Annotated in this window: 16 protein-coding genes; 7 read left to right on the top strand and 9 right to left on the bottom strand. The window is 51.8% G+C overall.

What is annotated here, in order from left to right; all coding sequences use genetic code 11:
- Positions 1 to 73: 73 nt before the first annotated feature.
- Complete coding sequence (locus ACJJIO_RS08660) at positions 74 to 631, top strand: dienelactone hydrolase family protein (protein WP_444910760.1); 558 nt, start codon at positions 74 to 76, stop codon at positions 629 to 631.
- A gap of 142 nt (positions 632 to 773) precedes the next feature.
- Here ACJJIO_RS08660 and ACJJIO_RS08655 read toward each other — a convergent pair whose 3' ends face one another.
- From ACJJIO_RS08655 to thiI, 3 genes are all read right to left on the bottom strand, one after another.
- Positions 774 to 2780 carry a glycosyl hydrolase family 18 protein gene (locus ACJJIO_RS08655; RefSeq protein WP_444910759.1) on the bottom strand — a complete coding sequence of 669 codons (2007 nt, stop codon included), beginning with the start codon at positions 2778 to 2780 and terminating at the stop codon, positions 774 to 776.
- 515 nt (positions 2781 to 3295) lie between these two features.
- Entirely contained in the window at positions 3296 to 5104 is a 1809-nt protein-coding gene (gene typA / locus ACJJIO_RS08650; RefSeq protein WP_444889121.1) for a translational GTPase TypA, read from the bottom strand.
- Positions 5105 to 5314: 210 nt separating this feature from the next.
- Complete coding sequence (thiI, locus tag ACJJIO_RS08645; protein ID WP_444910758.1) at positions 5315 to 6799, bottom strand: tRNA uracil 4-sulfurtransferase ThiI; 1485 nt, start codon at positions 6797 to 6799, stop codon at positions 5315 to 5317.
- A gap of 319 nt (positions 6800 to 7118) precedes the next feature.
- Between thiI and glnA the strand changes: the two genes are divergently transcribed.
- The 5 genes from glnA (at position 7119) to ACJJIO_RS08620 (ending at position 12685) form a co-directional block, all read left to right on the top strand.
- On the top strand, positions 7119 to 8525 hold the full coding sequence (gene glnA / locus ACJJIO_RS08640; RefSeq protein ID WP_252086040.1) for a glutamate--ammonia ligase: 1407 nt from the start codon (positions 7119 to 7121) through the stop codon (positions 8523 to 8525).
- A gap of 225 nt (positions 8526 to 8750) precedes the next feature.
- Complete coding sequence (locus ACJJIO_RS08635) at positions 8751 to 9392, top strand: DUF4124 domain-containing protein (RefSeq protein ID WP_444910757.1); 642 nt, start codon at positions 8751 to 8753, stop codon at positions 9390 to 9392.
- A gap of 308 nt (positions 9393 to 9700) precedes the next feature.
- Positions 9701 to 10783 carry a nitrogen regulation protein NR(II) gene (glnL, locus tag ACJJIO_RS08630; RefSeq protein WP_444910756.1) on the top strand — a complete coding sequence of 361 codons (1083 nt, stop codon included), beginning with the start codon at positions 9701 to 9703 and terminating at the stop codon, positions 10781 to 10783.
- A 3-nt stretch (positions 10784 to 10786) separates the two neighbouring features.
- A complete protein-coding gene (gene ntrC / locus ACJJIO_RS08625; protein ID WP_444883092.1) occupies positions 10787 to 12193 on the top strand; it encodes a nitrogen regulation protein NR(I) in 1407 nt (468 codons plus the stop codon).
- A 159-nt stretch (positions 12194 to 12352) separates the two neighbouring features.
- Complete coding sequence (locus ACJJIO_RS08620) at positions 12353 to 12685, top strand: PAS domain-containing protein (RefSeq protein WP_444910755.1); 333 nt, start codon at positions 12353 to 12355, stop codon at positions 12683 to 12685.
- A 212-nt stretch (positions 12686 to 12897) separates the two neighbouring features.
- On the opposite strand, the gene ACJJIO_RS08615 is transcribed toward ACJJIO_RS08620, so the two are convergent.
- Positions 12898 to 14862 carry a hypothetical protein gene (locus tag ACJJIO_RS08615; RefSeq protein WP_444910754.1) on the bottom strand — a complete coding sequence of 655 codons (1965 nt, stop codon included), beginning with the start codon at positions 14860 to 14862 and terminating at the stop codon, positions 12898 to 12900.
- Positions 14863 to 15394: 532 nt separating this feature from the next.
- Entirely contained in the window at positions 15395 to 15925 is a 531-nt protein-coding gene (locus tag ACJJIO_RS08610) for a peroxiredoxin family protein (protein ID WP_444910753.1), read from the bottom strand.
- 172 nt (positions 15926 to 16097) lie between these two features.
- Between ACJJIO_RS08610 and ACJJIO_RS08605 the strand changes: the two genes are divergently transcribed.
- Positions 16098 to 16277, top strand: coding sequence for a hypothetical protein (locus ACJJIO_RS08605; protein ID WP_444910752.1), 180 nt, complete (start codon positions 16098 to 16100; stop codon positions 16275 to 16277).
- A 597-nt stretch (positions 16278 to 16874) separates the two neighbouring features.
- Here the strand turns inward: ACJJIO_RS08605 and ACJJIO_RS08600 are convergent.
- The 4 genes from ACJJIO_RS08600 to ACJJIO_RS08585 all read right to left on the bottom strand — a co-directional run bounded on the left by ACJJIO_RS08600 (position 16875) and on the right by ACJJIO_RS08585 (position 21216).
- Entirely contained in the window at positions 16875 to 17987 is a 1113-nt protein-coding gene (locus ACJJIO_RS08600) for an AI-2E family transporter (RefSeq protein ID WP_444883088.1), read from the bottom strand.
- Positions 17988 to 18067: 80 nt separating this feature from the next.
- Positions 18068 to 18778 (bottom strand): D-Ala-D-Ala carboxypeptidase family metallohydrolase, encoded by a 711-nt coding sequence (locus ACJJIO_RS08595; RefSeq protein WP_444883087.1) that lies wholly within the window; start codon positions 18776 to 18778, stop codon positions 18068 to 18070.
- Between the two features lie 3 nt (positions 18779 to 18781).
- Positions 18782 to 19474, bottom strand: a complete 693-nt coding sequence (locus tag ACJJIO_RS08590; RefSeq protein ID WP_444910751.1) for a M15 family metallopeptidase domain-containing protein — start codon at positions 19472 to 19474, stop codon at positions 18782 to 18784.
- Between the two features lie 194 nt (positions 19475 to 19668).
- Entirely contained in the window at positions 19669 to 21216 is a 1548-nt protein-coding gene (locus tag ACJJIO_RS08585) for a phosphoenolpyruvate carboxykinase (RefSeq protein WP_444910980.1), read from the bottom strand.
- Positions 21217 to 21467: the final 251 nt, after the last annotated feature.

Here is a 21467-nt window from a genome sequence, read left to right as displayed (position 1 = left end):
TTTAATTTTAATTTATTGTTATCAGGAAGGCAGCTGCATCGGAAATTGTAAAAACTACAAGGTATTAATATTAATGAAGGTAATTGTTGTTTCTGATATTTGGGGGCGGACAGAAGCCTTGGACGCCCTTTGTTTGCGAACTTTTGAGGATTATACAATCCTGGATCCATACTCCGGTAGTGAGATGAACTTTGAGATCGAGGGGGATGCATATAAATATTTTATCAACGAATGCGGCCTGGAAAGGTACTATTCCTATGTAAGCAGTTACATTAAAGAGCAGCGTTATAGTTATAATCTGCTGGGATTTAGTGTGGGAACAACAGTCGCTTGGATGTTAGCCTGTAGTGATCAAGCTGAATTTATTAAAAAAACAGCCTGCTTCTATGGTTCCAGGGTTCGCTATCTTCTCAATGAGAGGCCAACCCGAAGTGTAGACTTTTTTCTGGCAAATAAAGAGCCCTCCTTTAATGTTTTGGAGTTCTCCCGCGAACTCTCCAATATACCGATGGTGACTTTACATAAAACACGGTTTTCTCATGGATTTATGAATAGTTGTTCTGAAAATTTTAATCCTGAAGCTTACAGGCACTACCGTGATTGGCTGAAAAGCTGGGCTAATGGTGCCTAGGCAACAGAGTGCGGAGAAGAAAAGGGTTGGAAGCTGAGGTCTGAAAAGGGAGGGCTAAGAAAAAGGTTTGAATATTTTATGTAAAAAATAAAAGGACCCGAAGGCCCTTTTATTTCCTGGAAAAGTAAAATCTTAAAGATATTTACTGACAGGAGCTCGCTTCCCAGTACTGCGGCGCTGCAGCCGGAGACCACCAGTTGGGTCCGAAGGTAGAGACGTATACCTGGCCTTCGAAAGTTACCTTATCGCCAACTTCGTAGCCCGCATCACCCGCGTAGGGCTGTTGGAACACTGGGCAGGAATCTGCCGAGCCCTCATCGCCATTGTTGCCATCAGAATTTCCGTCTGTGTTGTCACCGGAACCGTTATCTGTATTGTCGCCAGATCCATTATTGGTGCCGCTGTTATCGTCTGACCCTGTACCGGAATCGTTGCCAGAGTCGCCGCCGCTTGTTTGACAGGTGGTTTCACTCCACAGTGATGGTGCCGCACTCGGAGACCACCAGTTTGGCGCATGAGTGGATTCGTAGGCGACACCTTCGAAGACAACAACATCACCGACCGCATAGCCTAGATCGCCAGCATAGGGCTGCTCAAACGCTTCGCAGGCAGAGTTTCCGGTGCTGCCGCTATCGCCAGTGTCTCCAGTATTTCCTGTGTTGCCGCTATCGCCGGTGTCACCCGTATCTCCGGTGTCCCCGGTATCACCAGTATCCCCAGTGTCGCCGGTATTTCCAGTATCGCCCGTGTCGCCAGTACTTCCAGTGTCTCCGTTGCCATCATCCCCAGAGCTCGATCCGCCTTGCCCGAAGACCTCTAGCGCCGCATCCAGAAGTGGGTATTGGTATTGGTTATTCTCGCGCAGCATGCCGCCCCTGAGCTGCCAGATCATCACACCGCCCAGGTCTTGCTCGACCACGTAACGGGAGCGCTCGGCGATTGAGGTGGTGCCCTCGAAGGAAATGAAGCCGCCATCCGGGAACCACCCATAGTGAGTGACTGCTTCTGGGTCGTAGGCGGTCTGGAATGATGCGTCGCTCTGCATTTTCTCAACGATCTGGTAGTAACGCGTCTCGGTGTCGGAACCCCAGTGAGCGACATCCTGCCCCGATGCGGCTTCGCCGATCGCGGTGGCGCCGGCGACACTGCGGCCGTAGTGGGACATGCCCAGGATGATTTTTTCTGACGGGATATTGCCTTCAGTCATCCACATATTGCGGCAGCTGTCCGCGTCGAAGCCCTCATTGACTTGGCCGGCATAGGGGTAAAGTGGCGAGGTGTGCTGGGCTACTGAATCCCAGTCGCCACCGAAGTCGTAGGTCATCAGGTTGACGTAGTCGAGCGTTGCACCGACCTCGGCGAAATCGTAGCCTTCTTGTGCAATCGATGGGCCGCAAGCGACGGCGGCGGTTAGCTCCAAGCGCTTGCCGGTCTCGGCTTCGACTTCATCGAAGCGCGCACGCAGCTCCTTCAGTAGTGTGGTGAAATTTTCTTTGTCGATCGAACGGCCACCGTTGGGTGCATAGCCCGGATATTCGAAGTCGAGGTCGAGTCCATCGAAGTCCCAGTCGGTTAGCAGGGTTACCGCATTTTCGATAAATGCTGCACGTGTGTTGGCGCTTTCCATCATCTCAGAGACTTTATGGGAGAGCGTCCAGCCACCTACGGAGAGAATCGCCTTGGCACCATCGTCGTGTACCGACTTTACGAAACCGGATTCGTGATCGTTCCAGCTCTGGCAGACTGCGTCCTGCTTGCTTGCATCGTACTGGCTGTAGGGATGCCAGAACGGCGGTGAGCACTTGACCGGACCATTGCCGGCGCCGCCGGAGAAAGATTGAGCCCCCATTCCGTAAAAGACATAGGGATCAGTAAAGTAGATGGTGCCCTCTTCGTCATTCCAGGCAAAGGCGTATTGCACATGGGTCAGTTTGGAAAAATCCACATTGTCGTGGGTGAAGGAGGAGTCGGCCCAATACTCCCAGTCGGCCCAGTAAGCGGAAACACGTTTGGTCTCCTGAGCGCTGACATTGGCACTCAACACGAGGGCCGCAGCAAGTGTTGCTACTTTTTTAAATCCGAGTCCGCGCTCATTGCGGCCCCCCTCCAACATCCCTGTTCGATCCTGAGATTGCAGGAAAGAAAACATTACAGTGACCTCCCATGGGCCTTAATTACGATGAAACTTAGCGTTATAGAACTAAATTTTATAGTTGAGGAAATTGGAAAAAAACCGGGGGATAAAAGTTCCATCTGAAACTGAGAGTACCATCATGACCAGATCATTTTTCCCGATAAATTGTGCAAGAAAAGTGAAAGAATCAAGATGTAAACCGCTTTTTACAGGATAAAATCAGTTTCTATGGCATAGGAGTTAATGTGATAAATATCTGGTGGTGATGGTCGAATTATTAGAGTTATTTAAGAATTAATTTTTATGATGTGAGCAAAAAAAATAAAAATAGTATTGGTCTGGATAATACCCAAGGGCAGTTGCCTAGGTGTCGCTGTCAGCGCTTTCCAAAAATAAATAGCAATAAACGCTGGCTGCCCGGATAAAGTATTTTTTTCTAGTTTGCTTAAGTTTTCGGTGTAGGTTGTCACCAAGTGTGAAAAATAAAAAAGGGCCCTACAGGGCCCTTTTTAAGCTGAAGAAAATTTTAATTATTTCTTCGTGCGCTTACGCATATTTTCCTGCAGGATTTTTTTGCGTATGCGGATATGGTTGGGAGTCACCTCAACCAGCTCGTCCTCTTCGATAAACTCCAGCGCCTGCTCCAGGGTATGGCGGATGGGCGGAGTGAGGGTCAGGGCTTCGTCGGTGCCGGCGGCGCGAATATTGGTGAGCTGCTTACCCTTGGTGGGGTTTACCACCAGGTCGTTGCCTCGGGAGTGGATACCGATAACCTGGCCTTCATAGATATCTTCGCCGTGGCCGAGGAACAGGCGTCCACGGTCCTGCAGGGCGAACAGAGCGTAGGCCAGAGTCTTACCGTTCACCATGGATACCAGTACGCCGTTGATGCGCTTGGCCACTTCACCCTGTTTTACCGGGCCGTAGTGGTCGAAGATGCTGGTCATGATGCCGGAGCCGCTGGTCAGGGTCAGGAACTGGTTGCGGAAACCGATCATGCCGCGCGAGGGCACGATAAAGGTCAGGCGCACACGGCCTTTGCCGTCCGGCTCCATATTGGTCAGTTCGGCTTTGCGTAGACCCAGCTCTTCCATAATCGGGCCCTGGTGCTGGTCTTCAACGTCGATCACCACCTCTTCGTAGGGCTCCTGGATCTCGCCGTCCACTTCTTTCTGCACCACTTCCGGACGGGAGACGCCCAGCTCGAAGCCTTCGCGACGCATGGTTTCGATCAGTACCGACAGGTGTAATTCGCCGCGACCGGATACGCGGAATTTGTCCGGGGAATCACCTTGCTCAACGCGCAGGGCTACGTTGTGGATCAGCTCTTGATCCAGGCGCTCCTTGATATTGCGCGAGGTAACGAACTTGCCATCCTGGCCGGCAAAAGGCGAGTCGTTCACCTGGAAGGTCATACTCACGGTGGGCTCATCCACGCTCAGGGCGGGCAGGGCTTCCGGAGTGTCTGGGTCGCACAGGGTATCGGAGATATTCAGTTCGCCCACACCGGTAATACACACAATGTCGCCGGCGCTGGCCAGTTCCACTTCGGTGCGCTCAAGGCCGAGGTAGCCCATCACCTGCAGAACCTTGGCCTTGCGGGATTTGCCTTCGCGGTCCAGTACCACCACCTGCTGGTTGGGGGCCAGGGTGCCACGGGTGATACGGCCTACGCCGATAACACCGACATAGCTAGAGTAATCCAGGGCGGAAATCTGCATCTGGAAGGCGCCTTTTGGGTCTACCTTGGGCGGCTCAACCTTGTCCACGATCATCTGGAACAGCGGCGTCATATCGTCGGCCATATCGGTATCGTCGAGGCCGGCGATACCGTTCAGAGCGGAGGCGTAAACAACCGGGAAGTCCAGTTGCTCATCGGTGGCGCCGAGGCTGTCGAACAGGTCGAAGACCTGATCCATCACCCAGTCTGGGCGCGCGCCGGGGCGGTCGATCTTGTTGATCACCACGATGGGGTTGAGGCCCTGCTCAAACGCCTTTTGGGTAACGAAGCGGGTTTGCGGCATGGGGCCGTCCACCGCATCTACCAACAGCAATACGGAGTCGACCATGGACAGTACGCGCTCTACCTCACCGCCAAAGTCGGCGTGCCCTGGGGTGTCGACGATGTTGATGCGGTAGTCGTTCCAGCGAATGGCGGTGTTCTTGGCGAGGATGGTAATGCCGCGCTCTCTCTCCTGGTCATTGGAGTCCATGACCCGCTCGGCGCCTTCGTCGCGGCGGTCGAGTGTGCCGGACTGGGACAGCAGCTTGTCCACCAGGGTGGTTTTGCCGTGGTCTACGTGGGCAATAATCGCAATATTGCGCAGATTCTCTATCACTGGGGGCCTCTGGGCGTTAAATCTTGGTAAATCGGGGCGGGGGCCTGCGGGGTTTCTACAGCAGCATTCCGGCCAAAGGCGGCGATTATAGGGGGGCCGCATGACAATTGGGAGTGATTTTGAGTAAAAAATCACCGGTCGCGTTCAGAATGGCGACCAGAGGAACAGAGCAGGGAGGACGCGGGCGAATCTGCCGCCCGCGCCGGGCAATTACTTCTTGATGCCGTCGGGGCGGTGCGGGATCTGTGGGCGCAATACGCCCACATTACGGAAGCCTTCATCCAGCAAGTGAGAGGCATGTAGGCGGCTCATTACGCCGCGCGCACAGTAAAGCAGGTACTCGCGCTCCTGATCCAGCTTGGCGAAGCTGTTATTGAGACGGTAGAAGGGGATCGTCTCTACTTCGACGCCCTCTAGCTCCAGCGGGTCCATTTCTTCTTCATCCGGGTGGCGGATATCGATGATTACTGCGTTGCCGGCCTCCTCACGGATTTCCACTTCCGGTGCTTCACCGTCCACTTCTTCGATGACCTCGTCGATATTCTGAATCGATCGGTTGCCGATGGCGCGATCGAGGATGGTGAAATCGAAGCGGTTTTCCTCGGATTCCACTTTTTCAATCTTGGCGCGGGTGGTGGGTTTTACCGAAATCACGCCGCAGTATTCGGGCATATTTGCGGCGAATTCCTCGGTGCCGATGGCCCGGGAGGTACGGATAATATCGGTCTTGTCGGTAGTGATCAGTGGTCGTAGTACCAGGGTGTTGGTGACACTATCGATTACTGACAGGTTTTTCAGGGTCTGGCTGGAAACCTGGGCGATGGCCTCACCGGTTACCACTGCATCCACTTCCAGCTCTTTCGCGATAACGTCTGCGGCGCGCAGCATCATACGCTTGAGAATCACGCCCATGTGGGAGTCGTCTACGCGCTCGAGAATTTCTGCCACCACTTCGTCGAAGGGCACGGTGACAAAACGCACCCGGTGGGAGGCGCCGTATTTGTTCCACAGGTAGTAGGCCACTTCCTTAACGCCCAGTTCGTGTTGGCGCCCGCCCAGGTTGAAGAACAGGAAGTGAGTGCGGATACCGCGTTTCATGGTCAGATAGCTGGCCACTGTGGAATCGAAACCGCCGGAGACCAGCGACAGCACCGGGTCCTGGGTACCCAGGGGGAAGCCGCCGAGGCCGGGGTGCTGTTCCTCGATCACGTTGAGTTTGTCGTGGCGGATCTCCAGCTTGACCGTGATATCCGGGTTTTTCAGTTTCACCCCGGCCGCCCCGGTATTTTTGTTGAGGCCGCCGCCTACGTACTGTTCCACATCGAGGGATTTAAAGTCGTGGTCGCCGGTGCGCTTTACCCGCACGCAGAAGGTCTTGTCCTTGAGGGCGGGGCCCCATATAGACAGGGTCTTCTCGTACATATCGTGCAGGTCGCCCAGGGGGAACTGGCGCACGCGAGAGAAGTTGGCAATGCCGGGGGTGTGAGAGAGCACCTCTTCAATGCGGCTGCCAAGATGGGCCACGGCGTCCGGGGCGATCACATCGATCTTTTCCCAGTCTTTGCGCACCTGGATACGGTCGTCCAGCTGGCGCAGCAGGCGCTGTAGGTTGTCCTTGAGCTGGCGCGACATACGTTTGCGCACCGGATTGCTCTTGATGGTGATCTCGGGAAAAAATTTGACGACAAAGTGCATGGGAATCCGTGGGGTACCGCATGTTGATAGAAGGTGCGGCATTATAAACTAGCCGGACGCAAGTTGGTTGTGCACTGTTTGTGAGCAAGCTGGAGTATAAATGTGCCATTGTGGTGCATTTAGTTATGGCTGCACAGCCACAATACATCTATCCTGCCCCAGTCGGCCCAGTACTGGGGCCCGCACCGGCACCAGCCGCCGCTGCGACGCCACTGCCCTAATTTGGCACACTCTTTGCTTTATTTCACGCCAGGTAAAGAGCGAATGCCAGCAGTATAGGCATAGCGACCAAATACTTTTCAAGACCTGGAGGACAGCAATGTCAGCGAAAACGCTCGGTTTGATTAATGAGAGTGAAGCTAAGTGGATAGACCTGCGCTTCACAGACACCAAGGGTAAAGAGCAGCACGTATCTGTGCCCGTGTCAGAGATTGACGACGAGTTCTTCGAAGAGGGCAAGATGTTCGATGGCTCCTCTATCGCTGGCTGGAAGGGCATCAACGAGTCCGACATGATCCTGATGCCGGATGACGATACCGCTTTCCTCGATCCCTTCACCGACGAAAGCACCGTGATTATTCGCTGTAATATCGTCGACCCGATCACCGGTCAGGGCTACGAGCGCGACCCGCGTTCTATCGCGCTGCGCGCCGAGGAATACCTGAAGTCCACCGGTCTGGGTGACACCGCACTGTTCGGCCCAGAGCCCGAGTTTTTCGTCTTCGACGATATTACCTGGGGTGCCGAAATGGGTGGCGCCTTCTACAAGATCAACTCCGAAGAGGCGGCTTGGTCTTCCGGCCATAACTTCAGTGAGGGCAATATTGGTCACCGCCCCGGAGTGAAAGGCGGTTACTTCCCAGTGCCCCCGGTTGACTCCCTGCACGATGTGCGCGCCGCTATGTGTTCCGCTATGGAGCAGATGGGTTTGCGTGTTGAAGTACACCACCACGAAGTGGGCACCGCTGGCCAGTGTGAGATCGGCGTTGCCGCCAACACTCTGACCAAGAAAGCGGATGAGGTGCAGATCCTCAAATACGCCGTACACAATGTGGCCCACGCCTACGGCAAGACCGCGACCTTTATGCCCAAGCCGCTGGTAGGCGATAACGGCTCCGGCATGCACGTGCACCAGTCCTTTACTAAGGATGGCGTTAACCAGTTTGCCGGCGATGCCTACGCGGGCCTGTCCGAGACTGCCCTGTACTACATCGGCGGTATCGTGAAGCACGCGCGCGCCCTGAATGCGATCTGTAACGCATCCACCAACTCTTACAAGCGTCTGGTTCCTGGCTTCGAAGCCCCGGTTATCCTGGCGTACTCCGCGCGCAACCGCTCTGCGTCTATCCGTATCCCTTACGTGACCTCTCCTAAGGGTAAGCGTATCGAGACCCGCTTCCCGGATCCGACCGCCAACCCCTATCTGGCGTTTGCTGCGCTGTTGATGGCGGGCCTGGACGGTATCAAGAACAAGATCCACCCCGGCGATGCCGCCGACAAGGATCTCTACGATCTGCCGCCGGAAGAGTTGGCCGAGTACCCGACCGTTGCTGCGAGTCTGGAAGGCGCCCTGGATGCTCTGGATCAGGATCGTGCCTTCCTCACCGAAGGTGGTGTATTCACCGACGACGCCATCGATGCCTACATCGACCTGAAGCGCGAAGAAGTAGAGCGCCTGAACATGACCACGCACCCGGTCGAGTTTGATATGTACTACTCCGTGTAATGGCGAGCGGCATCACGCCGATGCCGTCGAGCCGTTCTCGAAAAGCCCGCACCCTACTGGTGCGGGCTTTTTTATTGGAGGTACACTGATTGGGTTGGTTGCTTTTGCCGTCTATGGTCGATTTTGTATCTCTTGGACCCAAAAGCCCTCCCCTTTGAGACTGCGGCCCGCGTATTGGGCTGAGACAAGGACTACCGCTTCGCGGCTGAGTGAGTGATGGAAAATATGAAACTGCTTCAGGCCCTTTTCCTTGCTGTTCCCCTGGTGGCCTTTGCCGGCACCGATGATGGGAATACCTCCAGTACTATTTACAAGGTCGTCGGCCCCGATGGTCAGGTAACTTTCAGCGATACGCCACCACCCAATGGGCAGGCGCAGGAGGTGCAATTGGCTCCCATCAATGTTCAGCCCATTGCCCTGCCGCGAACCCTGCCAACTCGTAAATTGTCTCCAAAAGATGAGACTGACACCGGCAAGGAGGGCTATACAGGCCCGGTTTCTATCCAGATAGTGAGTCCCCTGGATGGCGCCACCATCCCGCCGGGACAGCGCTTTATTCCACTTCAGGTAGACGTGCAGCCGGTGTATCCAGAGGGGGCGAGTTTCTTTGCGGTGGTAGATGGCAAGCCCTGGCAGGGTAGCTCTTCTGGAGCGGGCCTGGATATCTCCCTGCTCGAGCGCGGCACTCATACTGTGCAGGCGGTACTCACCGACTCCAAGGGCCAGGTATTGGCACAATCTCAGGTGGTTACTCTCTATGTGAAACGTCCGGGTGGCAGATTGCCTGACAACTCGGCACCGCGTGCACCGCAAGCCCCCAGGGCTCCGGTTGGGCCGGGTATCCCCCAAGCCCAGCCCAGCCCCTAAATTTGCCCCGCCCTCAACACCCTCACCGATAACTTCTTTTTTGGTGGGGGTCGCCGTTTTTATCCTTGCTGGTTGAATTTTGTTCTGCGCACTAAAATGGTGCGCATAGGGGTAAGCTATCTCAAGTGCTTCGGTGCATGTGTCAGCTGAATCGTTTAAAACCCCTAAGGCCGGGTAGGTTGGGCAGTGCCTCCCAACGATTCCGTGCGCCATTTTGGTTTGCTTTTTGCACTGGCTAGATACAAGGGGTTATCGCGCCGGACATAGGAGATTGTCCCGGCCCCTCGATGAAAAGCGGAAACGATTGAATGCTCAATGATCACCAGTTGCGTCAGCTACTAGACAGCCTAACTTCAGCGGTACTGGTACTGGATGACCAGTTATCGCTTTGCTACCTGAATAATGCCGCCGAGGATCTGTTGGCTGCCTCCAATGCACGGGTTGAGGGTATGCCTCTGCAGGAGGTGGTGAGGGAATCTAACGCCGCACTAAAAGCACTGCACAACGCGCTCCTCACAGGGGAAAAATTCACGGTGCGGCGCGCCCACTGGCGCTTGCACAACCTAAAAACGCGCACCGTAGATTACTCCGTCAGCCCCGTACCGGAGCTGGGGGTATTGCTGGTGGAAGTGCAGCCGATGGATCGTTTGTTGCGCATTGCGCGCGAGGATGCACTGCTCAGTACCCAGGAGACCGCACGCAATTTGGTGCGAGGTATGGCTCATGAGGTAAAGAATCCCCTCGGAGGGATTCGCGGTGCCGCGCAGCTGCTGCAGCGTGAACTACCCGATGCCTCCCTCGAGGAATACACCCAGATCATCATTGAGGAGGTGGATCGCCTGCGCAATCTGGTTGATCGCTTGCTTGGACCGCGCCAGCCGGTACAGCTGGTGCCCAGCAATGTGCACGAGATCCTAGAGCGGGTGGCACAACTGGTCGAAGCCGAATGCGGGGGTGAACTACTGATTCGACGGGATTACGACCCCTCTATCCCCGATGTGCCGGCAGACCCCGAGCAGTTGATCCAGGCCTTGTTGAATATCGCCCGCAATGCCATGCAGGCCATCGATGAGAGTATTGGTCTCACCAATGGCGAAATGGTGCTGCGTACGCGGGTACAGCGCCAGTTCACGATTGGTCGGCGTCACTGCCCGCTGGTTTGCCGTATCGAAATAGAAGACAACGGCCCCGGCATTGCCGAGGAGATCCGCGAGCGTATTTTTTTCCCGATGATTTCTGGGCGCGCCGAAGGCTCGGGGCTGGGGTTGTCTATTTCGCAAAACATCATCAACCAACACCGTGGCTTAATTAAATGCGACAGCCGACCGGGCCGTAGTGTATTCCAGATTTATCTGCCACTTGTTACCGAATCAGCTAATACAGGAACCTAGAGAATGAGCAATCGCGTTTGGATTATTGACGACGACCGATCAATCCGCTGGGTACTGGAGCGAGCGCTGTCACGGGAGGGGATTGAGACCCAGTGCTACGAGAGTGGTGATCGCGCACTGGACGATTTTTACAGTGACTCCCCAGATGTGGTGATCAGCGATATCCGCATGCCGGGCTCCGATGGCTTCAAATTACTGGAGAGATTCCAGGCGGAACGGCCGGGCCTGCCGATTATTATCATGACCGCACACTCGGACCTCGACAGCGCCGTGGCTGCCTATCAGGGTGGAGCCTTCGAATATTTACCCAAGCCGTTCGATATCGATGAAGCGGTAGCGGTTACCCGTCGCGCGCTGGCGCACGCCAAGGAACAGGCCCAGGAAGAGCGTGCGGAGCCGGAAAATGGCGCAAGCAACAAAGAAATTATTGGCGAAGCGCCAGCTATGCAGGAGGTATTTCGTGCTATTGGGCGCCTTTCTCATTCCAATATTACCGTGTTAATCAACGGTGAATCGGGAACCGGTAAGGAGCTGGTGGCCCAGGCCCTGCACAATCACAGCCCGCGTCGTAACAAGCCGTTTATTGCCCTCAATATGGCCGCTATTCCCAAAGACCTGATGGAGTCGGAGCTATTCGGACACGAGAAGGGTGCTTTTACCGGCGCCAGCGCTCAGCGGGCAGGTCGCTTCGAGCAAGCCAATAGTGGCACCCTGTTTTTGGATGAAATTGGCGATATGCCAGCGGATACACAGACGCGTCTGTTGCGTGTGCTGGCAGATGGTGAATTTTATCGAGTAGGCGGCCATACACCGGTAAAAGTGGATGTGCGTATTATCGCCGCCACTCACCAAAACCTGGAGGAGTTGGTGCGCGAGCATAAATTCCGCGAGGATTTGTTCCACCGCCTGAATGTGATTCGGATTCATATCCCGCGCCTTGCGGACAGGCGCGAGGATATTCCACGGTTGGTACGTCACTTCTTTAATGCCGCCGCCGCCGATCTCGGCGTAGAGCCGAAAATTCTCAGCAAAGATGCGGAGGAATACCTCTCCGGTCTCGACTGGCCCGGCAATGTGCGCCAGCTGGAAAATACCTGTCGCTGGATTACCGTGATGGCCTCCGGCCGTGAAGTGCATATTGAAGACCTACCGCAGGAATTGCATCAGCAGGGTAATGAAATCGAAACGCCACTGGACTGGCAAAAAGCCCTGCGTATCTGGGCCGATCAGGCACTGAGCGCCGGGCGCAAGGAAATTCTCAGTGAGGCCGTACCGGCCTTCGAGAAGGCCCTGATAGAAATCGCCCTAAAGCACACCGCTGGACGCAAGCGGGATGCTGCGGATCTACTGGGTTGGGGGCGCAATACTCTGACGAGGAAGTTAAAGGAGTTGGAAATTAATGGAAGTTAAGAATTGCTCAGCGCTTAACTTAAGGAATAGCTTTATAAATAATTAAGCGGATATTTCTTTTAAATCTTAATCGCTGAATAAGTACATACTTTTTTTGGCTTCTCTACCAATATTTATTTATTCCACTTAAATGTATTGGTAGAAGCCTGGAGAAAGTTTATGACTGCTGATGAGTTAAGTGTTCTCGATAGTATGCCGTTTCTGTTCTGGGTAAAAAGTAGAGATGAGCAGTATTTATGGGGAAATCGAAAAATATGTGAATTGGCTGGTGAGGATGTAGCGGGAAAGACCGATGACCAGCTGGTTTGGGCAGAAAATGCCTCAGCATTGAAGGCGGCAGATATTCGCGTTTTTAATTCCGGTAAGCCAGATTATTTACTTGAGCATGTGGTGAAATCCAGCAAGGGTGAGGAAACCCTTAGCGTTTGTAAGTGGCTCGATGATTTTGAGGGACAGCAGTGTTGTTTTGGGATCTCTTTTGTTATCGAGTGATTTGAGGTTTGTGAGAGTGGGACGATCAAATTGGTAGTGGCCTCGTAATATCCGTGTTGCTTAAGTTGATGGTTCCTATTCTTATTAATCGTCCTAAGGTCGGTAATATACAAGATTCTTGCTGATTTTAATTTGAAAGTAATTGTGGCTAAATCCCAGGACTCAATAGTTACAAGTCCTGGGATTCAACAAGCTTAAAGTACTTGACGAAGCTAATTTTCTATATTGGTTTTTTTAAATCGGCCGATATAGCCGCCCCGGTAGTCTGTCCTACTGGCATCTGGGATGGAATATAGAGCGTTTTGGGTCACTCGGATGTAATAAAAATTCTCATCGATGTCTAGTAATTCTGTGTGTCTCTCTCTCCATAAAACACATTCGTCAGATTGTCCTTCACAAGTGGCTAGATACGGAAAACTTTCATTGCTTTCAGTTTCCAGTGATGGGTCATAGTAGTGTTTTGCTAAAAGAGTGTCATTTTGAGTTTTCTTCCATGAACCTATGAGTCGACCGATGTTCCATTTGGATTCTGTCAGCGGTTGCTCCTGATACAAGGTTTCGATATGGAAAATTCCGTTATCTTTATAGGTTAGTGCATAGTTGTAGTCATTGAGAAAGGGAGCGTTATGTTCAAGCCTTATAGGAGTGGGTATGTTTTTAGATTTTTTCTCCATCATGAATCCAGAGAATACTTTCTTTTTATTGGTTTGAGTGTTGTTGCCTATACCAATAAATCTAAGTACTTTGTTGAAAGCCCCTAGCGGAATGTAGCGGATTTCAGTGCCTCCCTCATACTTCACTCTTAGATCTTCGCCAAAGGTGTATGAATACTTTTCACTATTTTCTGAAGATACGCCATAAACTATTTCTCCGGTGCTCTCAGTTTTATTGGTGAATTTTGCAGGAAATATGTCGCAGTCACAGTTTTTATATGTTTCTGGATGATAAGAGGCTGCATAAAATTCCTCTGGCAAGGAATCCCAAGGGAAAGTTAGTTTAGTGTCAGTTACATGAAAGTATCTGCTCTCAGTAATTTCGTAGTCCCCATCTGGGCCTTCACACATACCTTTAAAGTCAATTTTTATTATCTGACTATAAGGCGTCGTGAAAGCATGTTTTGCTTCAAACTCTCTATCCCGCATATTTACGCAGTTCTCTTCTATATAGTATTCCCATGTAGAGTCTCCGATGAGAGAGCCGCTTATATTGCCAAATTCATCCGTGCTTAGAGTAAACTTCCCCGCTTCCGATAAATATGCTGATCCGCTAGTTTGGTATTGTGTGTTTAGCTCAATGAGCCCGGTTTTTAGGGTTCTATCTGTATCAGTTCTTCTTGTGGTAAAAATTATTTCTTCAGATGCATTGAGTTTGTAGCTTGGATCTCGGAAATATTTGTTTTCTAGTAAATGATTGATAGATTTTAAATAGATATCATGAGTATTTTTGCTTTGATTAATTATATCTTCAGATTTCTGTATGGAAAATTGAAAGTCTTTGATGAAATCTTTGTTGTTAGAGTATTTATCAACAGGAAAATAGTAGTCGTTTTTATCTGTTGTGGCGCTAGAAATAGTGGCCTTCATATAGGCGGCTAGCTGTATGGCTTCATCCAGTGGGACTTCGAAAGTATATTTTTTTAAATCCTCGACTGAAGTAATGAGTTCTCCATTGTTTGCCAAGTCAATAAGGTCTGCCATGACACCAGTGAAAGTTCCTACTGCAAATGCAGGATTATTATTTAAATAACTTACTTCATTATTAATGGCTTTATCTTTTATGTCTGTAAATGATCCGGCATATGAGCGGAATTCGAAATCCCAGTCGTTGGGCATAGAACCCTTGGCCGAAAAAGTTACCAGTTCATTTTCGTGACTAGAGTCGACTTCAACACTAAATTCATTATTATTTTTTTGGTCGGCAATATACTCTTTCTCACCAATTGTGACAGTTATGACAGGAAAGTCCTTAAAGTCTTCGGTGAAAATACCATGTAGAGTGATTGCTGATGGGGAGGAGGGCTGGCCTGAGGTGTCGCCCCCGGTTGAAGGTGTGGATGGTGTAGATTGACTTGGGGTTGGCTCAGATGAATCGCCACTTTTGCTTCCACCTCCACTGCATGCACTAATTAATACCGTAGAAATAAGTAGTGTTCTGTAGAGGTTGGTTATCCTTTTCATACATAGACTTCCAGTTGGTCGTGAAAAATTTTGCGCATAATACATTTTTTATTTAAATATTCATCTTTGAGGTTGGTACGGCGGTGCTTCTATTTATGTAGTTGGATATGGCGTTAGTAGGTGTTTCAGTGTAGTGGCCGTTTGTAAGTCTTTACTATGGATTCTAAGATTTGTTAAAAACACTCCTCTGAACTATGGGTATGGGGAGATTATGGAAAAAAGTGTCTTTATGGATTGCTAAATCTGAGAGTTATAAGTGGGGGGGGGTGATGAGGGAGCCAAATAGGTGGCAGTCTTAGATATGTGATGATTGTGTTAAGCTGAAGGCTGCTTGAATGTATTGAGCTTTATCTAGTCGGTTTTTTATAAAAAATTAGTTTGGGGTCTTTTGAGGTATTAAAACTGACTTTATGATTCTAAGGGGCAGCAGTGTTGCTCTGGAGTTTCCTAATTATCGAGTGAATTATTAACGGCCGGTTATTATGGTCCGGATTTTATAAGCAATCCTGAGCTTCCCTGGCAAATAAATTAATTAGGGTTCTGTTCTTTCTGCCTTTTCCACGCCGAGTTTCTCTAGGTTTTTGACGATATCTTCAGCCGTAGTGGCGGGGTTGATATCTCTGTCTATTTTCAGAATGGTGCCATCTTTACCTATATATATATTCACCCTCCGGGCGAGTTTTATAAAGGGTATTAAGACATCGTAGGCTTTGGCGACTTCTCCCGTTGGGTCGCTTAGTAGGGGAAAGTCAGCAGAATTGTACTTGGCAAACCGGACTTTTTCATCGAGTTCATCGGTGCTAGCCATAAAATAGGCAACGTTAAATGAGCGAATTTGCTCACCGTTTTTAACTAAGGATCTACATTCAATTGTGCAGTTCTTGGTAAAGACTCTGGGATACCAGGCGATTACTACCGCACTTTTTCCAACGTAGTCCTGTAGCGAGTGGGTTTTTCCATCTGTGCCCTTTAAGGAGAAGTCGGGTGCTTTTTGCCCGACCTCTAACGCCATCAGCGGTACGCTGAGTATTATGGCGACAATCAGGGTAAGCCAATATTTCATAGGGTCATCCGCTCCGGCAAAAGTGGCGTCTATGCTATTGCCGCTGTGTGCTTCCAACAATTATATGACGCTTGCAGGGTGAGGACCCTCTGTAACTGTCATCTTTGCCAAGAGTGACTGAGTATTGCCTACTGTGTGAGCCAGACTTTTTTGATATGGAGGGGGAAGTCTTATGCATTTGTGCGATAAGGCTTATGGACTTTCCTTGTCGCTGCTTTACCTGTTTACCGTGTGGCTAGTGTTCTTCACCCTGGCTTTGGGTGTCTATTGGGGATCCAATATTCTCGACGACATAGAATCCCCTAACAGCGATGTTGTTGCCGCTACCCAAGGTTTGTGGCGTTTATTTTAGCCTTTTCCTTCAATATGACTTCGGATCGTTTTAATGAGCACATGACGTTGCTAGTGCGGGAGGTCAATCTCCTCAGGCGTGTCTATCTGAATGGGATTTTTTGGAAACAGGATGAAGGTGATCGCGCGCGTGAGTTGATTGCAGAGTATCTAGACCTTCGCGATTTTATCCCTTTATCCCGGTAAGTACGGTAGATATTGTGCGCAGTGAAGAGGTTCTCAGAGAGTTTTGGCAGTTAGTACAGAATCATATTATCAGACGCTATAAGGCCGACTATTTGCGAGCTACACCGCATCTGATTGGTGGTAGGGCTGCCGTAGTGAGAATTCCCGCACTGCTGTGGTTTATGACTGTACTAGCAATGCTTGTTATTGGTTTTTAGTTGGTAACTTGCCGTGCTGGTTCGGACCGGGTGGTGCTGGCTATGGCGCTGACTTTTGCCAAGATGATTTTGTTGATTGCGGACCTGAAAAGAGCTAATGAAGGCGCGCAGATGTTGGATTAGGGACCGATGAGTAAGCTCAACCAGTGTCTCAGTGCGCTGTGAGAAGACCGGTCCAGGATTCTCGCAGCGCACCAATAATAAGGGAATCCTAATTACGCATTATCTTTTTTATGCTGCATCAGCATATCTTTGCTTTCCGGTTTAGGGGGCATCAGCATATCTTCCGGATGGACAAACTCCCGCATAAAAATTTCCCAGAAAGCCAGGAACAGGGCTGCTAACAGGGGGCCCATGGCGAAGCCACTGATACCAAACAATATCAGGCCGCCCACGGTGGAAAATAGCACCAGGTAATCTGGCAGCTTGGTGTCCCGCCCCACTAGAATAGGGCGCAGCAGGTTGTCGACCAGGCTGATAACGGTAAACCCATAAGCTAACAGAATGGTCGCCTTAACCGGCTCACCGATACCGTACAGATAGATCGCTGCGGGAAACCAGATGAGTGCTGCGCCAACGGCGGGTAACAGCGACAACAGGGTCATCAGTACGCCCCAAAGCAGTGGCGCGGGCAGGTCGAGGACCCAGAAAATAATACCGCCTAAGCTGCCCTGGGTAATCGCGACAACCAGATTGCCTTTAATTGTGGCGCGAGTGACTTCGGCAAATTTGGCCAGCAGTAGATGCTCGCGCTCATCCCCAAGGGGCAGTGCATGAATGATTAAATTGACCAGCCTGTCGCCATCGCGAATCAAAAAGAAGGTGAGGTAGAGCATCAGGCCGAGCATGACAAAAAAGTTAACGGTGTTCTGCCCAACTTCTATGGCATTTTTTGCAATAAAGCTGCCGGCATTCATCACGCCACCGAGAAGGCGCTGTTTTGCCTCATCGATGTCTACACCGATACCCTCGAGCATATCGTTCACTCGTGGGAAGGCATTGCGCACTTGCTCCAGGGATTTAGAGACATCAATTTGCCCTTCCTGTACCTTTTGATAGAGGGTCACTGCTTCATTGATAAAAGAAGTGGCCACCACCAACACCGGTATTACCAACAATATGACGCACATAAAAAGCGTCAGCAGAGCCATAGAATTGGGGGAATTGGGAAAGCGCTGCATCAACAGCCGGTATACGGGATAAAAGATCAGAGCGATGGCACAAGCCCAAAAAATTGGCGTAAAGAAGGGCTTAATCAATACTAAAAAAGCTATTGATACTAGTATCAGCGAAAGAATAAATGAGCGCCTTTCTAATTTTTCCTGCACTGGGATTCCCTCTACTTCTGCAAAGCCCTGTGGTATCGGGCGCCTAATTTGCGATCTATCTAAGCAGAAGCAGGGGGGATTTACCAGCGCCTGTAACCGCAGGTGTCAACGTGAAAGCGGATACCTTTATAGATTCCCAGCCCCATATTCCATTCCTTGCCTTTGTGCTTGTGGATATCTCTCAAGACAGGAACCAACTGCTCGCGGGTAAATTTATTTTGCGGCACTACGTCCAGGCCACAAAAGCGCAAATGTTTACTGCCTTTGGAGCCACCGGCCTTACTGTTGTAACTGGTGGTACGCCAGCCGGAGACCACTGTAACAGGGCCGATACGCGGTACTATCTCCCGCTGCAGCACCCTGAGGGTGTAAATCATTGAGCCCCAGTTTTCCACTGGAGGAATGGCGAAAGGGGGCTCATCCAGATCCCGCCAGTCGCTGCCCTGGCGCAGGAGCTCAAACGGGCTTACTACCTGGTCCACTCGGTTGATGTGTAGAAAGTTCTTTAACTTGTCGAACAGAGCCTGGTTTGCATTTTGTTTTAGGAAGCGGCTGAACACTCGCTCGGAGGCAGCTGGGTAGCCCTGGATATCGTAAACTTCGGGGATCCCCGGCAGCGGCAGGAGTTCGATAGGACTGATGAGCCGTTCTCCCAGATCCCGTGTTTTCTCCGAGGTGAATAACAGCACAATAATAATGGCGATGAGCAGTAGCCCTCCCAGAAGTATTAACCTGCGCCGTTGGTTTCGGGTATTGCCTGTCTGACGATCACTGTTGTCTTGTATAGCCATGCTTCAATCCACCAGTTGCCATGTGCGGTAGCCACAGGTGTCGATATGGAAGAGCAGCTCTTTACCGAGACCCAGGCCGAAATTGCTCTCCGGGCCCAGGCGTGCATGCAGAGCTTGCAGTTCTTCCGCGAGTTCACCTTGGCTAATGTGGGAGGTTGGAATCAGGTCGAGGGCGCAGAATGCCCGGTGGCGAGATTTGTCGGTGTGTTCCAGCTCGCGGTTGTAGCTGTCGCTACGGAAGCCGGAAATTACCGCCACTGGACCGATTAAAGGCACTATCTCATCGCGCAGTAGTTTCAAAGTGGAGACCATGTTGGCCCACTCACCCTGCGGCGGAAGTGCGAATGGTGGCTTCTCGAGCTCCAGCCATTCGCGACCCTGGCGCAGGAGGTTGCTCACTGCAGTCACTTCGCCTACCCCTTGGCTCTCTAGGTAGTCACTGAGTGCCTGTACCCGCGTGCGGTTTTCACCATTGCGTAAGAAATGATTGAAGCTCTCTTCACTGGCGATGCGATAACCGCGGGTTTCGACATAGGGTTTTTCCTGCGACTTCAGCCATAGCCACAGCCATAATGCAGCCAACACTGCGGCGAGTAGCAGCGTCAGGCTGGCGACCACCACAAAATTGATTCGCCGGCCGGGCGGCCGGTGGGGGTAGAGTGTCCTGAAGCGGGTAAAAGAGTTGCCTTCAGTCATGGGGTGCGGCTACAGCTCCGAAATATGCCTGAGACATGAAAGTCTTCGTGCCGACGCCTATTTCGTCGGCGCTTCTTTAAACACTATAGCCGCAAAAATCGACCTCTTACTGGGGGATTGGAAAACAAAAAAAGCCCCGGCACCTTGCGGTGGCGGGGCTTTTGCGCCTCTAAAAGAAGGCTATATCAAGCCGATCAGGCCTTGGGGCCGGCGTTTTTCACATCATCGCTGACATTGAATTTTTCAATGTTTTCGGCGAACAGCTTGGCCAGTTTACCGGCTTGGTCGTCGTAGGCAGCCTTGTCTTCCCAGGCTTCGCGCGGGTTCAGGTAGGACTTGTCGACGCCTGGTACTTCCAGAGGAATATCCAGGTTCAGGGTTTCCAGATGCTCGGTGGCAGTACCTTCCAGTGCGCCGCTCTGGATAGCCGCAACTACTGCGCGGGTTACAGGGATCGGGAAACGCTTGCCGTTGTCACCAGAGCCGCCGGTCCAGCCAGTGTTTACCAGGTATACCTTGGAGTCGAAGTCCTCGATGCGCTTCATCAGCAAGTCCGCATATTCACGCGGGGCGCGCGGCATAAACGGAGCGCCGAAGCAGGTGGAGAAAGTCGGGTGAATACCGGCCTCTGCACCAAGCTCGGTAGAGCCTACGCGCGCGGTGTAACCTGACAGGAAGTGGTATGCCGCAGCCTCTTTGGAGAGGATGGATACTGGGGGCAGTACACCGGATACATCGCAGGTGAGGAAGACGACGTTCTTCGGCTCGCCGGCGCGGTTTTCCAGCTGGCGCATCTCTACGTGCTCCAGCGGGTAAGAGCAGCGACCGTTCTCGGTGAGGCTGGTGTCACAGTAGTCGGCGGTACCATTTTCGTTGGTGACTACGTTCTCAACGATAGCGCCGAAACGTATAGCGTCCCAGATTACCGGCTCATTCTTTTGGCTCAGGTCGATGGTTTTGGCGTAGCAGCCACCTTCCATATTGAATACTGCACCTTTGCTCCAGCCGTGTTCGTCGTCACCGATCAGGTAGCGCTCAGGGTCTGCGGACAGGGTGGTCTTGCCGGTGCCGGACAGGCCAAAGAACAGGCAGGTATCGCCGTCTTTGCCAACGTTGGCGGCACAGTGCATTGGCATCACGTCTTTCTCCGGCAGCAGGAAGTTCTGCACGGAGAACATCGCCTTCTTCATCTCACCGGCGTAACGCATACCTGCCAGCAGCACGCGGCGCTGGCCGAAATTGATGATGACGCAGCCTTCGGAGTTGGTGCCGTCGCGCTCTGGCTCACAAACGAAGTTGGGAGCGTGCAGTATGCGCCACTCTTCCTTCGCCTTGGGGTTGTACTTTTCGGCGCGGATAAACATGTTGCGGCCGAACAGGTTGTGCCAAGCGGTCTGGGTAGTTACGACAACCGGCAGGTAGTGGTCTTCGTCCTGGCCGACGTGCAGGTGCTGCACGAAGGTGTCGTCACCGGCTACAAATGCCTCTACGCGGTCCCACAGTGCGTCGAACTTGTCCTGTGGGAAGGGGCGGTTCACATTGCCCCAGGCGATGCTATCGGCGGTGGAGGGCTCTTCTACAACAAAGCGGTCCGCCGGGGAGCGGCCGGTGCGGGCACCAGTTTCAGCCACCAGCGCGCCGGTGTCGGAAAGTTTACCCTCGCCGCGCTTAAGAGCCAGCTCTACCAATTTTGCTGGAGAAAGGTTTTTATAAACCAGCGCGGTGTCGTCGATCTGTGCCATTCGTCGATTACCCGTGAATGTTGGATAGTAAAAAATAGGAGCCGTCCAAGTATTAGACAGCCAGGCAAAATTTGGGGGGCGCATTATGGCAAAATTCAAAATAAGCGGGTAGCAAACACGGTCACTTTTTGCGCTTTGACAGCGCTGTCATCCCAAATTAAGGTGTTTTTGATTCATGAGATCTATGTAGTATTTTTACCTTATAGATTTCGTGAATTTTTGTGTTCTAAGTTATGAATTGCCAGTAGCTG

It is taken from the genome of Microbulbifer mixtoriginis (SeqCode) (assembly GCF_052467235.1).
This window is presented reverse-complemented; position numbering and strand designations above follow the sequence as displayed.

What these genes read in the sequence shown, in the direction of transcription:
- ACJJIO_RS08660 (WP_444910760.1), top strand. Translation starts at nt 74, where the DNA reads ATGAAGGTAATTGTTGTTTCTGATATTTGGGGGCGGACAGAAGCCTTG.
- ACJJIO_RS08655 (WP_444910759.1), bottom strand. Translation starts at nt 2,780, where the DNA reads ATGTTTTCTTTCCTGCAATCTCAGGATCGAACAGGGATGTTGGAGGGG.
- thiI (WP_444910758.1), bottom strand. Translation starts at nt 6,799, where the DNA reads ATGCACTTTGTCGTCAAATTTTTTCCCGAGATCACCATCAAGAGCAAT.
- glnA (WP_252086040.1), top strand. Translation starts at nt 7,119, where the DNA reads ATGTCAGCGAAAACGCTCGGTTTGATTAATGAGAGTGAAGCTAAGTGG.
- ACJJIO_RS08635 (WP_444910757.1), top strand. Translation starts at nt 8,751, where the DNA reads ATGAAACTGCTTCAGGCCCTTTTCCTTGCTGTTCCCCTGGTGGCCTTT.
- glnL (WP_444910756.1), top strand. Translation starts at nt 9,701, where the DNA reads ATGCTCAATGATCACCAGTTGCGTCAGCTACTAGACAGCCTAACTTCA.
- ntrC (WP_444883092.1), top strand. Translation starts at nt 10,787, where the DNA reads ATGAGCAATCGCGTTTGGATTATTGACGACGACCGATCAATCCGCTGG.
- ACJJIO_RS08620 (WP_444910755.1), top strand. Translation starts at nt 12,353, where the DNA reads ATGACTGCTGATGAGTTAAGTGTTCTCGATAGTATGCCGTTTCTGTTC.
- ACJJIO_RS08615 (WP_444910754.1), bottom strand. Translation starts at nt 14,862, where the DNA reads ATGAAAAGGATAACCAACCTCTACAGAACACTACTTATTTCTACGGTA.
- ACJJIO_RS08610 (WP_444910753.1), bottom strand. Translation starts at nt 15,925, where the DNA reads ATGAAATATTGGCTTACCCTGATTGTCGCCATAATACTCAGCGTACCG.
- ACJJIO_RS08605 (WP_444910752.1), top strand. Translation starts at nt 16,098, where the DNA reads ATGCATTTGTGCGATAAGGCTTATGGACTTTCCTTGTCGCTGCTTTAC.
- ACJJIO_RS08595 (WP_444883087.1), bottom strand. Translation starts at nt 18,778, where the DNA reads ATGGCTATACAAGACAACAGTGATCGTCAGACAGGCAATACCCGAAAC.
- ACJJIO_RS08590 (WP_444910751.1), bottom strand. Translation starts at nt 19,474, where the DNA reads ATGACTGAAGGCAACTCTTTTACCCGCTTCAGGACACTCTACCCCCAC.
- ACJJIO_RS08585 (WP_444910980.1), bottom strand. Translation starts at nt 21,216, where the DNA reads ATGGCACAGATCGACGACACCGCGCTGGTTTATAAAAACCTTTCTCCA.